The sequence below is a fragment of the Flavobacterium sp. ACN2 genome, from assembly GCF_002303885.1.
Classification (GTDB): Bacteria; Bacteroidota; Bacteroidia; order Flavobacteriales; family Flavobacteriaceae; genus Flavobacterium.
Map to the genome: position 1 here is coordinate 140,492 of NZ_MRCM01000004.1, position 14,590 is coordinate 155,081.

Genomic DNA, 14,590 nt, shown 5'->3' on the forward strand with positions numbered 1-14,590 from the left:
TATCTATACACTTCACAATGCTTGATTATTTAATCGTCGGATCTGGATTGGCTGGAATTTCTTTTGCCGAAATCGCCTTAAAAAACAATAAATCTATTTTAGTTGTTGATGACAAATCTCAGAATTCTTCGAGAATTGCTGGAGGTTTGTACAATCCCGTTATTCTGAAGCGTTTTAGTGAAGTCTGGAACGCCAAAGAGCATTTGGTTTTAATGAATGAGTTTTACCAACAGGTTGAAGACAAACTGAACGAGAAATTCAATTTTAAAATGCCAATTCTTAGAAAGTTTTTTTCAATTGAAGAACAGAATAATTGGTTTGCAGCTTCAGATAAAATAAACTTGGCTCCTTTTTTATCAACGAAACTAATTACTAAGAAGTATCAAGGTATTGATTCTCCTTATGATTATGGAGAAGTTCTACATACAGGCTATGTTAAAACTGGACAACTATTAGAAAGCTATAAAACCTACTTAAAGGAAAATAATTTGCTTCTTGAAGAATCTTTCCATAGTTCTTTCTTGGAAATTCTTGATTTAGGAATTCAGTATAAAAATATTAAAGCACGCCATATCATTTTTGCAGAGGGTTTTGGATTGCATAAAAACCCTTATTTTAATTATCTCCCTTTGGATGGAACAAAAGGGGAACTGTTTTTAATAAAAGCGCCAGATTTGAAATTGGATTTAATTGTTAATACCAGTGTTTTTATTTTACCAGTAGGAGGCAATTTGTTTAAAGTTGGAGCTACCTACAATTGGCATGACAAAACAGATCTTCCTACCGAAGAAGGGAAACAAGAGCTTTTAGATCGCATTAAAGAAATTATTACCTGCGATTTTGAAATTGTAAAACATTTTGCTGGAGTTAGACCAACAGTTGCCGACAGAAGACCTTTGGTAGGTACTCATGAAGCATACGAATCGATTCATCTTCTTAACGGATTAGGGACACGTGGTGTAATGCTCGGACCGGCTTTAGCGAAAATGTTGTATGATAATATTGAAAGCGGAACTCCAATAGATAAAGAAGCAGATATAAAACGCTTCCATAAAAGATATTTAAAATCTCTTATTCCTGACCGGCCTTAGGATCGTACGAAACAAACATATTAATGTATAAGTTTCTTGAAAGACGAAGTACAAAAGGAAACAATGCAACTAATGTCAAGATAATTGCAATAAAGGCTTGTTCGATTGTGGCTCCAAAAAAGACAAATGAAACAATAAAAGCAGCAATTCCTACCGCAACATTTAATCCGTAACTAACGTACATTGCGCCATAAAAAAAAGAAGGTTCAATTTGGTATTTGAATCCGCAATGGCTGCAATGCTCGTTCATTTTGAGAACCTTACTCAAATGAAGCGGATTTTTGTCTTCATACATGCTTTCTTTTTGGCATTTTGGACAACTTCCTGTTATAATGCTATTTAATTTGGAACCTCTTTTAAACATTTTAATGCTGATGTAATTTTAGAAATATTGTAAACTAAGAATTAATCTTTATAAAAGTGCTTACAATTTCAATTTTGAGTTTTTAGAATAAAATGTAAATATAGCAATAATGTTTGTTTTTTGCTCGGTCTTGTATTCTCATTAGTTTAAGATAAATCTTTGTCGTAATTTTTTGTTGGTAAATAATTTATTATGTAAAAATTAAATCAACGCAATTTTAATAGAATTGTGCTTTAATTTGTTGATAATTTTTTTGCTTTTACGGTTTTCCTCATTATTAATGGTCTTCTTTTTCGTATTATTGTGCAAGTTAATTTTTTTAATATAAAATAGAATAATGGCAATAAATTTACAAAAAGGACAAAAAATTGATATAGGCCTCTCTAATATTACTGTTGGTTTAGGATGGGATCCAAATGAAGGAACTGGCCATGATTTTGATTTAGATGCTTCAGCCATTATGATTAATGCTGATAGAAAACTTTTAGGTGAAAGCTATTTTGTTTTTTATAATAATTTATCATCTCCAGATGGAGCTTTATTGCATACAGGTGATGATCCAACTGGAGGAAATAGTGATGGAGACGATGATGAAGCGATAAAGGTAGATTTAGCTAAAATTAACGATGCAATAGAAGAAATCCTTTTTGTAGTTACAATTGAAGATTTTGAGCGCAGAAAGCAAAACTTTGGACAGGTCCGAAATTCTTATATTAGAATTGTTGACGATTCAAATGGTCAGGAGATTGCTAAATATGAATTAGGAGAAGATTTTTCTATTGAAACAGGTGTTGAATTCGGAAGATTATATAAGAGAAATGGTAACTGGAGATTTGAGGCTTCAGGAATTGGCTACAGAGCTGATTTAGGTTTCTTCTTAGAGAAATATTATTCGGGAGAAATAATTAAATAAAGGAGATTCTTGAAAATAAATCATAAAAATTACAGCCATCTTTCTTTTGATTTATGGCTGACATTAATAAAATCAAATCCAGAATTTAAACAAAAAAGGAATCTGTTATTTAAGGACTTTTTTGAAATGGAGCATGGAATTGAAAGGGTAAATGAAGTCGTAAGATACTACGATGTTTTATGCAATAATATTAACGAAAAAACAGGATTAAATATTGATACGTACGAAATTTATTATTTAATTTTAGCGGCTTTAAATGTTGATTTTGATAAAAATGGTACAGATCGCTTAAAGGAGTTTTACAGCCATACAGAAGAACTATTTTTAAAGTATAAGCCAGTTTTAATTTATTCTGATATCGAAAAGATGTTTAAAGAAGTAACTAATCAAGGTAAATCGATAAATATTTTGAGTAATACAGCATTTATTAAAGGAAAGGTTTTAAGAAAAATATTAGAACATTATGATCTGGCTGAATATTTAAAATTTCAGATATATTCTGATGAAGTCGGATTTTCAAAACCAAACACTGAAATTTTTAAATTGGTATTTGATGAAGTTAATAAATATAAAAAAATAGAAAAAAAGGATGTTTTACATATTGGCGATAATAGTATTGCTGATTATAATGGAGCATTAAAATTTGGTTTTGATGCACATCTATTAAAAATATAAAAGTGAATATAAGCTATAGTTTACATAAAATTGTTGAAGAAGAAATCTGTCCTTTTAAAGAGACAGAATACAGCAGATTTAAATTTGGAGATAAGTTTTTTGCAGAGAAATTTGCAGAAGATCTTTTTGACGGATTTGTTGCTCAACATAAAGATTTAATTTTATCAAATAGAGACATTGTTATTTTACCAAGTCCTTATTTATCTATTCCAACTGCATCCAACTTTTTGTGCTATTATTTTAAAAAAGAACTAAACAGCTATTTGTTTAAAAATGGGAAAAAAGCTTGTATTGAATCTAAAATTTATAGAAATCAAACTTACGTAACAGATTACGGAAATTTAGATTTTGAACAGAGAGTAAAATTAATATCGAATGATACGTATTACATCGATCGTAATTTTATTGAGGGCAAACTATGCATTTTTGTAGACGATATTAAAATAACAGGTAGCCACGAGCATACAGTAAATAAAATTTTGGATCAGTATAATGTGAAAGGAGATTTTCTATTTGTTTACTACGCAGAATTGACTAATAAAGAGATTCATCCGAAAATAGAAAATCATTACAATTATTTTGCGGTTAAAAACGTAGAAGACATTGTCTCTATTGTAAATAGTGAAGATTTTCAATACAATACGAGAATCGTAAAATATATATTAAGCCTGGATGACAAACAATTTGCTTATTTAATTTCTAATATTTCTAGAAAGAAAAGTAACGAATTATTTCATCTTGCAATTAGTAATAATTATCACCAGATTTTAGAATATCAAAACAATATTAACGTAATAAAAATAGATTAGATTATGGCTATTAATTTACAGAAAGGACAAAGAGAAAATATTAATGCACCAAAATTTACAATTGGTCTAGGATGGGATACAAACAACAGTAGTACAGGTTCTAGTTTCGATCTTGATGCTTCGGCTTTTATTGTTGGTGCTAACGGAAAAATATTATCCGATTCTCATTTTATCTTTTACAATAATCTAAAAGCTCCAGACGAATCTGTTATTCACACAGGGGATAATTTAACAGGAGATGGAGACGGTGATGATGAGCAAATTAAAATAGATTTAACTAAAATAAATCCCGCTGTAAAAGAAGTTTGTATCGTGGTTACAATTCATGATGCTCAAGAAAGAAGACAGAATTTTGGACAAGTGCGTAATTCATTCATTCGTATTGTAGATGATTCTAACAATACAGAAATGGTTAAATATGAATTGGAAGAAGATTTCTCTATCGAAACTGCAGTTGAATTTGGAAGAATTTACAATAAAGATGGGCAGTGGAAATTTGAAGCAATGGGTGTTGGAATGAAAGGCGGATTGGAAGATTATTTAAATAAATATAACTAAGATATGGCAATTAATTTAGAAAAAGGACAACGTATTAATCTTGAAAAAAGTAATGGCTCAAAACTAGTAAACATCTGTGTAGGTGTGAATTGGGGAGCAATCGAGAAAAAAGGTTTTTTTGGCACAAAAAAAGAAGCAGTAGATCTAGATGCTAGCTGTGCTGTTTATGACGACAAGAAAAATCATATTGATTCGGTAAACTTTAGAAAATTAATTTCTAATGATCGTGCAATTAAACACAGTGGAGATGATTTAACGGGAGATTTAAATGGTGACGACGGATTGGATAATGAAGTTATCACTTTAGATTTTTCTCAGTTAACGCCTTCTGCAAGTCATGTTGCGTTTTTTATAAACAGTTTTAGAGGTCAGGATTTTAAAGATATTCCTTTCGCATCTATCAGAATATACGAAGGGACTCCAACTAGAGTAACTCAAGAATTTGCGCGTTACGATGTTGCAAATGATGCTTCATTTGCCGGTAACGTATCCATGATTTTAGGTGTTTTTTATAAAAGAAACGACGAATGGAAATTTAACGCAGTTGGAGTACCAACAAGCGATAAAAAATTAGAACAAACTATTGTTACAATTCAACAGAATCACTTATAAAAATCATGGAGAATCAATTAGTTACTCAGGAGAATACTGCTTTGATTGATAAAGATGGAAATGTAAATTTAGCTTCAATTACAGAAGCGGAAGTAAATAGTTATAAAAGCATTTCAAACCAATTGAATGAAAATGACGCCAATTCGATTCTGAATTATGGTGCAGAAATTCAAAATTCTATTGCTAAACAAAGTGATAATTTCTTAACGAATGTAAGAACTTATAATTCTGGCGAAGTAGGAGGTTTGATTAATGATTTATTAACTGAACTTAATTATATTGATGTAGAGCAGTTAAATCAAAGTCCATTTAAAAGATTTATATCAAAAGTTCCATTGCTTAATAAGTTTATTATTGACGTAAAAAAATTATTTCAGGAATACGACAGAATTACTGTAAATATTGATAAAATCAGTAATAAGGTAAAAGCAGGAATGATTAATTCTGTGAAAGATAACAGCGCACTTCAAACTATGTTTGATGGGAATGTGAATCTTATCAAAGAAATGGAAAAACACATTATTGCAGGACAAATTCGTTTTAAAGAATTAAACGAAGAGCTTGCTGTAATGGAAGCAAATAGCGCTCAATATCAGGATTATCAAATATCAGATAAAAGAACTTTCATCAATCGTTTAGACAAACGTCTGGCAGATATGAAGATTGTACGTTTTATCATGTTACAGTCTTTAGCGCAAATTAGAGTTGTGCAAAACAATAATACTTCTATTGCAGAAAAAGCACAGTCTATACTGACTACAACAATGCCAGTTTGGAAAAATCAGCTTACTCTTGCGGTGGCACTTCAAAGACAAAAACAAAATATAGAAGTACAAAGAAAAGTATCAGAAACAACAAATACTATTTTACAGAAAAATGCTGAAATGCTGAAACAAAATAGTATTGAAGTGGCTAAAGAAAACGAAAATACAGTCGTTTCTCTTGAAACGCTTAAGATGACAACGAAATCTTTGATTGATACTTTGACAGAAGTAAAGCAAATTCATGAGCAAGGTGCAGAAACCAGAAGACAACTTGATGCCGGTTTACAAAGTCTAGAACAAGAATTGAAAAAAGGTGTTGTAAGCTAAGATTAATAAAAATTGAATGTTTGGAAATTAAATAAATGCAGGAGGAAGAGGAAAGATATCTTGAAATAATAAAAGAGAGTAATAGAAAATTAGTGGTTTTAGAATTGTTAGCCAATTTCTTTAATCACAAGGATCTTGTTGGAGTTTTGGTACGAACAAAAATCATTCACAAACTCTTCGAAAAAAATAGAATTTTAGATATTAATAAACTGGAACTTTTTCATATTCAATATACTAACAGTTTAATTGATTTGTTTCAAAAACTAAAAAAATCAAAAGAACAGCAGTATGTTTTAATTTCAGATGAGATTTATATTAACGAAGATATTTTAGCAAAATTAAAATCGGAAATCGGGGAGACAAAGCTTGCAAAACAACTGCAGCTTCATGCTCAAAATATGTCAAGAAAGATAGAAGAACTCTATCAATTGTTTGTTACAGAAAAAGATGTTTTTTTCAATTGGAATGATTTGTTGACTTTCTCACAAAGCATTCAAGCAGAATATTATAGAGAAATTACTATTGATCAATACGAGAAGCTTTCGCAGTTTAATAAAAGTGTATATGAAAATGCACACGCACGATTTGAAAGAAAGCTTTTAGGACGACTAAATATTTTAGGTTTTAAGATCAAATTTTGTTGCGGATTAGTTTGTAATAATGAGATTATAGAAGTTTATGAATTCAGGGATTCTAATGACAAATTTGTTTTTGTTGCTAACGAAAAATCATTCTATTTCTTAAATGAAGAAGCTGTAAAAGGAATTGATCTTTCTAAAAATGATTCTTCTAAACAAATTATTATAAAAGGGCTGAAAAATAAAAATGCGGACCTAAAAAATGAACTTAGTACGATAAAAACAACACTGCCTGAAAGTGTTTTAGAAGTGCTAAATGAATATCTAGAAAAAATTTCGTCTGTCGATTTTCTGGATGAATTACAGAATGTTGATGAACAGACTAATATTTTAAAAACAATGTTGAATATTAATATTAATTAAAAATAAAATGGCAATTAACTTAGAGAAAGGACAAAGACAAAGTATCGATGCTCCAAAATTTACTGTTGGATTAGGATGGGATAGTAATTCAAGTAGCACAGGATCAAGTTTTGATTTGGATGCTTCAGTTTTTTTAGTTGGTGCAAATGGAAAAATTCCGAATGACAATCATTTTATTTATTACAATAACTTAAAATCACCTGACCAAGCAGTTACTCACGCAGGTGATAACTTAACAGGAGATGGTGACGGCGATGATGAAAAAGTATACATCGACTTATCTAAAATTTCTCCAGAAGTTCACGAAATCTGTTTTGTGGTTACCATTCACCATGCTGATACAAAAAGACAAAATTTTGGACAAATTAGAAATTCATTTATTAGAATTTTAGATCAAGCTAATGTTGAGTTAGTTAAGTATGAGCTTGACGAAGATTTTTCTATAGAAACGGCTGTCGAATTTGGTAGAATTTACAAAAGAAACGAAGAGTGGAAATTTGAAGCTGTTGGGATTGGAATGAAAGGCGGTTTACAAGATTACTTAAATAAATATAATTAATTTTAAAACATTAACTCAAATGGCAATTAACTTAACCAAAGGTCAAAAAATTGATTTAAGAAAAACTAGTGGTGAAACATTAACCAACTTCTGTGTTGGAGTAAACTGGGGAGCTATTGAAACAAAAGGCTTTTTAGGATTATCAAAAAATGTAGTGGATATTGATTTAGATTTAAGCTGTGTATTAATCGACGATCAAAACAAACTATGTGATCATTTGTATTCCCCACTTTACAGAGTAGAAGTTTTACAACAATTTGGTTTGCCAAAAGGTAAATTGATAAGTGTAGATGGTGCATTGAAGCATACCGGTGATGACCTTGCAGGTGATACAGGCGGCGACGATGGTTTGGATAATGAAATTATTACAGTTGACCTTTCTAAAGTTGATGCCAAAGTAAATCAGATATTTTTCTTTTTGAATAATGCAGGAAAAGAAGACTTTTCTCAAATTCCTTATGCAAAAATTAGAATGTATGAAGGAACTCCAACAAAAGTAGTTTCTGAATTTGCGTCGTATAATGTAGCCGCAGACCGTCAATACGTAAACAAGCGTTCTATTATTATGGGTAAATTGTACAAACGTAATGGAGAATGGAAATTCAGCGCAATTGGAGATCCAACAGACGATACTTTTTTAGGACAGACTATTCATAAAATAGTTCAATCTTACCTATAAATCGAAAACATTCATGGATTAGAGTTTCTCAGGTGATAGATCTGTTTATCAAGCTGAGAAACTTATAATATTTTCATGCATTATTTCATTTTTAGTAGCGACTTTAAAAAGAAGCTCTAATATTTATAGCGCTTTTGAAACTTCAACCTATAATATTCCTGTATAAATCGTTATATCATGAGAAGACTGCCTGTATATTTACTTTTAGACACATCTGGTTCAATGACTGGCGAACCTATTGAAGCCGTTAAAAACGGTGTGCAAATGATGATCAGTTCGTTGCGACAAAATCCGCAAGCCATAGAAACTGCTTTTTTGAGTGTCATTACTTTTGACAGTACGGCACAGCAGATTATTCCATTAACCGATTTGGCATCTTTTCAAATGGTTGATTTAAAAGCGACTGGAGTTACGGCTTTAGGCGATGCTTTAAAATTGACTGCACAGAAAATAGAAACTGAAGTTGCAAAAACAACCACAGAGCAAAAAGGCGATTGGAAACCATTAGTATTTATTATGACTGACGGAATTCCGACAGATAATTGGGAAAACGGTCTGGCAGAATTTAAAAAAGTAAAAACAGCTTTTACGGTTGCTTGTGCAGCGGGAGGCGGTGCAGATACCAATGTTCTAAAACAAATTACCGATACTGTAGTAAGTTTAGAAAACGCAGATAGCGCTAGTATTGGCAAGTTTTTTCAATGGGTAACAGCTTCAATTGGTGTAACTTCTACAAAAATTGAAGATTTAGGCAGAGAATTTACAAATGTAAAAGAATTACCTCCGCCACCATCTGAATTAAACATTGTGGTTTAAATTCAGTAAAAGGCGGGGTTGTACCGTCTAATTAATAGTTCACGAATTCATTGTTTTACTAGTTTTTAAAAATTATTATGAGAAGACTACCAGTATATTTTTTGCTAGACACTTCGGGTTCAATGTACGGAGAGCCAATTCAAGCTTTGAATAATGCTTTAAGTGGTATGATTAATACATTGCGTTCAGACGCGCAAGCATTAGATTCTCTTTGGATTAGTATTATAACCTACGACAGAGAAGTAAAAGAAATTGTACCCTTAACCGAATTGGTTCATTTTCAGCTTCCTGAAATAACTTGTCCGCAAAGTGGTCCAACCAATACGGGAGCAGGTTTAGATTTTGTAATTCAGAAAGTAAAAACAGAAGTTATAAAAGGATCTGCAACTTTAAAAGGCGACTGGAAACCATTATTATTTGTTTTTACAGACGGAAAACCATCAGATATTCAATTCTACAGAGAAAAAATTCAAGAAATTAAAGCCTTAAATTTTGGTGCAGTTGTAGGTTGTGCGGCCGGACATATGGCCAACGACAGTATTTTAAAGGAACTTACAGACAATGTTGTCCATTTAGATTCTGCTGATAGTTCTACTTTAAAGCAATTTTTTAAATGGGTTTCTGAAACTATCGAACAAGGAAATAAAAGCCAGGGAACAGGAGAAAGTGTAACGCTTCCGCCACCGCCAAGCGAAATAACAGTTGTGATTTAATTAAAAAAAATGCTTGATATGCTATTTACATTTTCAAAAGTGCTTATACATGTTGCCACAGCAGTGGATGAAGCTTATTATGAAGGAAAAGAAAATGAGCTTGAAAATTTAGAGCAAACTTCAGATGAGATATTAGACACCATGAATATAGATAATATCAATATGTGTTACGGGACAACAGGTATTGAAGATTTCAATATTAAAAATGTAGAGCAGATCTTAAAGCAGAATTACATTAAAAAGGATTTTATTATCCACGATGTAATTGTTAGAAAAAGTTGTGCTTATTTAAAAGTGAAACATGATATACCTTTAAATGGAGGAAATAAATGTTATGGCGCTTGTTTCTCTATAAATTATATGCAACCAAATAACGGAATAGCAGTTTACGGCTATCCAACCAAAAATACCGCAGAAAGAGAGGCTTTTAAGGAAATAGCGAGCGAGATAATCAAGGCACTTTCATAATGTATACAATTAAAATTCTTATTGAAATTCTGATTATTGCATTATTTTTTTATTCCAAATTATTGCCATATAAAGATAAGCTTCATCCTCAGTTTAAATCGTATTTTGATTTTTTCAATAGTATATTTTCCCCCATATTAAATTTCCTGAAAACATTTGTAAAACCTGCTCAAGTCGGCGCTGGATTGGCAGTTGATATGACACAAATTATCCTTTTATTTATTTTTTTAATGCTATTAAAATTCCTTTAAAATGAGAAGATTACCAATATATTTTTTAATTGATATTTCAGAATCAATGGTTGGAGAACCTATTCAGCAAGTTGAAGAAGGTTTATCAACTATTATTCAGGCATTAAAAACAGATCCGCATGCTCTGGAAACGGTTTATGTTTCTATCATCGTTTTTGCAGGACAGCCAAAAACTTTAGTACCGTTGCAGGAAATAGTGAGTTTTTATCCGCCTAGATTTCCAATTGGAAGCGGGACATCGCTTAGTAAAGGTTTAGGGCATTTAATGTATGAATTAAGAAATAATATTGTTAAAACGACTTATGAAGTAAAAGGAGATTGGAAACCAATCGTTTTTTTATTTACTGACGGAGTTCCGACAGACGATACGCAGGCAGCAATAAACGAATGGAAAAATAATTGGCAGCGAACTGCAAATTTAATTGCGGTTTCATTTGGAAACGAAACAGATACAAAATTATTAGGGCAGTTGACAGAAAACGTACTTCACTTTAAAAACACAAATGTACAATCGTACAAAGAATTTTTTAAATGGGTTACAGATTCTATTAAAACCAGCAGTATTAGTGTAGAAAATAATTCATCTGGTTTTGAATTGGCAAAATTAGATGGAGAAACGCTTTCTAAAATTGATTTGACAAAAGAAGAGCCAAGCAAACAATATGTAGATGATAATTATGTGGTTTTAAGCGGAAAATGTCAAAATACTAAGAGGCCATATTTGATGAAATACCGCAAAAATATTGCCCCATCTATTTATGCTGGAATCGAATTGGCGTCAAAAAATTACAAATTAGTTGGCGCTTATCAAGTTGACAATAATTATTTTGAATTGGCTGATACTAGTAATTTTAATACAAAAGTAAATACAGAAGAATTGTTTGGTGCACCAACTTGTCCATGTTGTGGCAATCAAATTGCATTTGCAGTTTGTGTTTGCGAAAAAATACATTGTATTGGCGACGAGCAAATTAGTACATGCCCGTGGTGTAACAATCAAGGATCTTACGGTTATGGCGAAGGTGGTTTTGATGTAAACAGAACGCAAGGATAATACGTATGGAAGAGACCAAAAGATATCTTCAGTCTTTTTTATTCCAGAATAAAATCGATATTCCAAAAGGCAAACAATCGCTTTTTGAAGATTTTATCTCTAGTGAAATGAATATTACAGCAGTAAAAATAATAAAAGAAAAACAGCAGATCATTATGCAAAATTGGAACTTAATAAATCGAATAGATGATATTACGAATCAATCTGTTTTTCTGCCAAACGGTACCGTAAATAAAGCATACCAAGCAAAAATTGATTTTATGCAATTGGGTTGGGATGATATTATTGCGTACGAAATGGAAAATTTACAAGAAACTGGACTTTCATTTAATCGTGAAAATGAAGTGCTTTCGGGAAATCCGAAAATAAGCGGCGATTTAAAAATAAAAATGCTTTTTAAAATTGATGGCGAATCGGAAGAAACGTCTTTAAACGAAAAAGTTTTTACCATAATTATAAATCCTGACCCAAAATCACTTTGGAAAAGTATTGAAAGTGACAAAAATGCTCCTTTTGCTAAAGAAGATAATGTAGCGGTTGCGAGTACTTTTTTAGATAAAAAAATTGTTGTAGCTTCCAAAAGAGGAAGAAGTCATGCCAATGTGGGCTCTTTTAGAGAAGACGATTTTGCATTCAAAAATTTTGATACAAATGGCTGGAGTGTTTTGGCTGTTTCGGATGGAGCGGGTTCGGCGGCTTTATCGAGAAAAGGTTCAAAATTAGCTTGCGATACTTTAATTGACTATTTTGAAGAAAATCTGGATAAAGAAAATTTAAAAGAATTTGACGAGATTTTACTTCATCATTACCATAAAACAGATTCAGATTCATCAAAAAAAATAAGTCATTTTGGTTACAATACATTGTCAAAAGCGGCTCATTTTGTTAATCAAAAGATTGAAGAATTTGCGGCGGCGAATAACGAAGAACTGAAAAAATTTCATGCAACTTTAATTTTTGCTTTAGTTAAAAAATATGATTTCGGATATGCCATCTTAACTTTTGGAGTTGGGGATTGTCCCATTGGTTTGCTAAATAAAGATTTAACCGAAATTACATTGATGAATGTTATCGATGTAGGCGAATTTGGAGGTGGAACACGTTTTATTACCATGCCTGAAATTTTTCAAAGCGATAAACTTTCTTCACGTTTCGGCTTTAAATTAGTAGATGATTTCTCTTATTTAATGCTGATGACAGACGGAATTTACGATCCTAAATTTGTGGTCGAAGCCAATTTAGAAAAAATAGAAAAATGGAATGAATTTCTGTCTGACTTAAAAGGCAATAATGAAGATAGATCTAAAGTTGATTTTGAATATGAAAATGCAGATATTGCGACACAACTTTCAACCTGGATGGACTTTTGGAGTCCAGGAAATCATGATGACAGAACGCTTGCTATAATTTACTAAATATGAGTACAGTTACAGTAAAATCAATAAACGACTCTACCAAAACGTATCAATTTGTTGATAACGGAGAACCCATGCGCGGTGGTGTAAAAGACGTTTATTTTAGTCCCGACAGAAAATATGTAGTCGCTATTTTTAGAGAAAAACTAGATTTTAATCAGAAAGAAAGACTGCAAAAAATTACCAATAAATATTATACTCAAATCCAAAATGGGGAAGCTGGAGATTATTATTTAAATGAAGTTTTCAGATGGCCGACAGATGTAATTGAATACAATAATCTAACAGGAATTATAGTTCCAGTTTATAAACCAAAATTTTTCTTTAAAAAAGGATATCAAACCAGCGAACTAATAAAAGGAAAAGAAAAAAACGGAAAATGGTTTGCAGGACCAAAATTTAGAAATCCGCATTTTCCGTTGCGTGTTGCCAGTTCAGAATTAGGCGATTGGTTAAGCTATTTTCAGGTTTGTGTAAATCTTTCTAGAGGCGTTAAAAAAATGCATGCCATGGGATTGGCTCATTCTGATTTATCATACAATAATGTGTTAATCGATCCGATAGAAAGATCGGCTTGTATGATAGATTTGGACGGATTGGTTGTTCCAGGATTATTTCCTGCAGAAGTAATTGGTACAGCCGAATTTATTGCGCCAGAAGTACTTTCGAGCAAACATTTAGATAAAAATGATCCGAACAGAAAATTGCCAAACAGATTAACAGATTTGCATGCATTGCCAGTTTTGATTTATATGTTTCTATTGCATAGGCATCCGTTAAAAGGAGGAAAAGTCCATGATTTAGATACCGAAAAAGACGATTTATTGTCAATGGGCGAAAAAGCGATGTTTATCGAACATCCAACCGATGCCACAAACAGACCAAAACTAAACCAAGTTTCGAAGTGGGATTTACCTTGGGCAGATATTACAAAATTGCCTTATACCATCACAGGACCTTATTTAAAAACCTTGTTTGATAAAGTTTTTATAGACGGATTACACAATCCGATGCAAAGACCAAACGCAGAAGAATGGGAAATTGCATTGTTAAAAACAACCGATTTAATGCAGAAATGTCATAATCCGACTTGCGACCAAAAATGGTATGTTTTTGATAATACAAATACTCCAAAATGTCCTTTTTGCGGTACTCCACATCAAGGAACACTGCCTGTTTTAGATCTGTATTATCAGTTTCAGGAAACGACTTGGAAGCCCGAGAATCATCGATTAATGGTTTATAATGATCAATATTTGTTTCAATGGCATGTTAATCGTAATATTGCCAGAAATGAGAAATTAACACCGCAGCAAAAAGTGCCTGTTGGTTACTTTACTTTTTTTAATGGGAAGTGGGTTTTGGTCAATCAAAAACTGACTTCGCTAAAAGATTTAACTGAAGACAAAGAAGTTCCAATTGGTACAATGGTAGAACTTACACACGGAAAAAAAATACTGCTTTCTAACGAAGAGGGCGGAAGAGTCATTGTGGTAACAATGGCCAATACATAATTTAAAA

The 14,590-nt window shown here is 31.8% G+C and carries 17 protein-coding genes; 16 read left to right on the forward strand and 1 reads right to left on the reverse strand.

What is annotated here, in order from left to right:
- The first annotated feature begins 17 nt into the window (after positions 1–17).
- On the forward strand, positions 18–1,091 hold the full coding sequence (locus BSF41_RS06135; RefSeq protein ID WP_095928635.1) for an FAD-binding oxidoreductase: 1,074 nt from the start codon (positions 18–20) through the stop codon (positions 1,089–1,091).
- Here BSF41_RS06135 and BSF41_RS06140 read toward each other — a convergent pair.
- Positions 1,072–1,455, reverse strand: coding sequence for a DUF983 domain-containing protein (locus tag BSF41_RS06140; protein ID WP_095928636.1), 384 nt, complete (start codon positions 1,453–1,455; stop codon positions 1,072–1,074). The genes BSF41_RS06135 and BSF41_RS06140 overlap by 20 nt on opposite strands.
- A gap of 337 nt (positions 1,456–1,792) precedes the next feature.
- Here BSF41_RS06140 and BSF41_RS06145 point away from each other — a divergent pair, with 337 nt between their 5' ends.
- From BSF41_RS06145 to BSF41_RS06220, 15 genes are all read left to right on the forward strand, one after another.
- On the forward strand, positions 1,793–2,368 hold the full coding sequence (locus tag BSF41_RS06145; protein WP_095928637.1) for a TerD family protein: 576 nt from the start codon (positions 1,793–1,795) through the stop codon (positions 2,366–2,368).
- Positions 2,369–2,377: 9 nt separating this feature from the next.
- Positions 2,378–3,043, forward strand: coding sequence for an HAD family hydrolase (locus BSF41_RS06150; protein ID WP_095928638.1), 666 nt, complete (start codon positions 2,378–2,380; stop codon positions 3,041–3,043).
- 2 nt (positions 3,044–3,045) lie between these two features.
- Positions 3,046–3,852 (forward strand): phosphoribosyltransferase family protein, encoded by an 807-nt coding sequence (locus BSF41_RS06155; protein WP_095928639.1) that lies wholly within the window; start codon positions 3,046–3,048, stop codon positions 3,850–3,852.
- 3 nt (positions 3,853–3,855) lie between these two features.
- A complete protein-coding gene (locus tag BSF41_RS06160) occupies positions 3,856–4,410 on the forward strand; it encodes a TerD family protein (RefSeq protein ID WP_095928640.1) in 555 nt (184 codons plus the stop codon).
- Positions 4,411–4,413: 3 nt separating this feature from the next.
- On the forward strand, positions 4,414–5,022 hold the full coding sequence (locus BSF41_RS06165) for a TerD family protein (protein ID WP_095928641.1): 609 nt from the start codon (positions 4,414–4,416) through the stop codon (positions 5,020–5,022).
- Between the two features lie 5 nt (positions 5,023–5,027).
- Positions 5,028–6,113: a toxic anion resistance protein gene (locus tag BSF41_RS06170; RefSeq protein WP_095928642.1), complete on the forward strand. Its 1,086-nt coding sequence runs from the start codon at positions 5,028–5,030 to the stop codon at positions 6,111–6,113.
- Between the two features lie 35 nt (positions 6,114–6,148).
- Positions 6,149–7,114, forward strand: a complete 966-nt coding sequence (locus tag BSF41_RS06175; protein ID WP_095928643.1) for a hypothetical protein — start codon at positions 6,149–6,151, stop codon at positions 7,112–7,114.
- Between the two features lie 7 nt (positions 7,115–7,121).
- Positions 7,122–7,673 (forward strand): TerD family protein, encoded by a 552-nt coding sequence (locus tag BSF41_RS06180; RefSeq protein WP_095928644.1) that lies wholly within the window; start codon positions 7,122–7,124, stop codon positions 7,671–7,673.
- A gap of 19 nt (positions 7,674–7,692) precedes the next feature.
- Positions 7,693–8,352 carry a TerD family protein gene (locus BSF41_RS06185; RefSeq protein ID WP_095928645.1) on the forward strand — a complete coding sequence of 220 codons (660 nt, stop codon included), beginning with the start codon at positions 7,693–7,695 and terminating at the stop codon, positions 8,350–8,352.
- 177 nt (positions 8,353–8,529) lie between these two features.
- Positions 8,530–9,168 (forward strand): VWA domain-containing protein, encoded by a 639-nt coding sequence (locus BSF41_RS06190; RefSeq protein ID WP_095928646.1) that lies wholly within the window; start codon positions 8,530–8,532, stop codon positions 9,166–9,168.
- A 77-nt stretch (positions 9,169–9,245) separates the two neighbouring features.
- Positions 9,246–9,881 (forward strand): VWA domain-containing protein, encoded by a 636-nt coding sequence (locus BSF41_RS06195; protein WP_095928647.1) that lies wholly within the window; start codon positions 9,246–9,248, stop codon positions 9,879–9,881.
- Between the two features lie 18 nt (positions 9,882–9,899).
- A complete protein-coding gene (locus BSF41_RS06200; RefSeq protein ID WP_141248123.1) occupies positions 9,900–10,349 on the forward strand; it encodes a hypothetical protein in 450 nt (149 codons plus the stop codon).
- 252 nt (positions 10,350–10,601) lie between these two features.
- Complete coding sequence (locus BSF41_RS06210; RefSeq protein WP_095928650.1) at positions 10,602–11,654, forward strand: TerY-C metal binding domain-containing protein; 1,053 nt, start codon at positions 10,602–10,604, stop codon at positions 11,652–11,654.
- Positions 11,655–11,659: 5 nt separating this feature from the next.
- Entirely contained in the window at positions 11,660–13,069 is a 1,410-nt protein-coding gene (locus BSF41_RS06215) for a PP2C family serine/threonine-protein phosphatase (protein ID WP_095928651.1), read from the forward strand.
- Between the two features lie 2 nt (positions 13,070–13,071).
- On the forward strand, positions 13,072–14,583 hold the full coding sequence (locus tag BSF41_RS06220) for a helix-hairpin-helix domain-containing protein (RefSeq protein WP_095928652.1): 1,512 nt from the start codon (positions 13,072–13,074) through the stop codon (positions 14,581–14,583).
- Positions 14,584–14,590 lie beyond the last annotated feature (7 nt).

What these genes read in the sequence shown, in the direction of transcription:
- BSF41_RS06135 (WP_095928635.1), top strand. Translation starts at nt 18, where the DNA reads ATGCTTGATTATTTAATCGTCGGATCTGGATTGGCTGGAATTTCTTTT.
- BSF41_RS06140 (WP_095928636.1), bottom strand. Translation starts at nt 1,455, where the DNA reads ATGTTTAAAAGAGGTTCCAAATTAAATAGCATTATAACAGGAAGTTGT.
- BSF41_RS06145 (WP_095928637.1), top strand. Translation starts at nt 1,793, where the DNA reads ATGGCAATAAATTTACAAAAAGGACAAAAAATTGATATAGGCCTCTCT.
- BSF41_RS06160 (WP_095928640.1), top strand. Translation starts at nt 3,856, where the DNA reads ATGGCTATTAATTTACAGAAAGGACAAAGAGAAAATATTAATGCACCA.
- BSF41_RS06165 (WP_095928641.1), top strand. Translation starts at nt 4,414, where the DNA reads ATGGCAATTAATTTAGAAAAAGGACAACGTATTAATCTTGAAAAAAGT.
- BSF41_RS06170 (WP_095928642.1), top strand. Translation starts at nt 5,028, where the DNA reads ATGGAGAATCAATTAGTTACTCAGGAGAATACTGCTTTGATTGATAAA.
- BSF41_RS06175 (WP_095928643.1), top strand. Translation starts at nt 6,149, where the DNA reads ATGCAGGAGGAAGAGGAAAGATATCTTGAAATAATAAAAGAGAGTAAT.
- BSF41_RS06180 (WP_095928644.1), top strand. Translation starts at nt 7,122, where the DNA reads ATGGCAATTAACTTAGAGAAAGGACAAAGACAAAGTATCGATGCTCCA.
- BSF41_RS06185 (WP_095928645.1), top strand. Translation starts at nt 7,693, where the DNA reads ATGGCAATTAACTTAACCAAAGGTCAAAAAATTGATTTAAGAAAAACT.
- BSF41_RS06190 (WP_095928646.1), top strand. Translation starts at nt 8,530, where the DNA reads ATGAGAAGACTGCCTGTATATTTACTTTTAGACACATCTGGTTCAATG.
- BSF41_RS06195 (WP_095928647.1), top strand. Translation starts at nt 9,246, where the DNA reads ATGAGAAGACTACCAGTATATTTTTTGCTAGACACTTCGGGTTCAATG.
- BSF41_RS06200 (WP_141248123.1), top strand. Translation starts at nt 9,900, where the DNA reads ATGCTATTTACATTTTCAAAAGTGCTTATACATGTTGCCACAGCAGTG.
- BSF41_RS06210 (WP_095928650.1), top strand. Translation starts at nt 10,602, where the DNA reads ATGAGAAGATTACCAATATATTTTTTAATTGATATTTCAGAATCAATG.
- BSF41_RS06215 (WP_095928651.1), top strand. Translation starts at nt 11,660, where the DNA reads ATGGAAGAGACCAAAAGATATCTTCAGTCTTTTTTATTCCAGAATAAA.
- BSF41_RS06220 (WP_095928652.1), top strand. Translation starts at nt 13,072, where the DNA reads ATGAGTACAGTTACAGTAAAATCAATAAACGACTCTACCAAAACGTAT.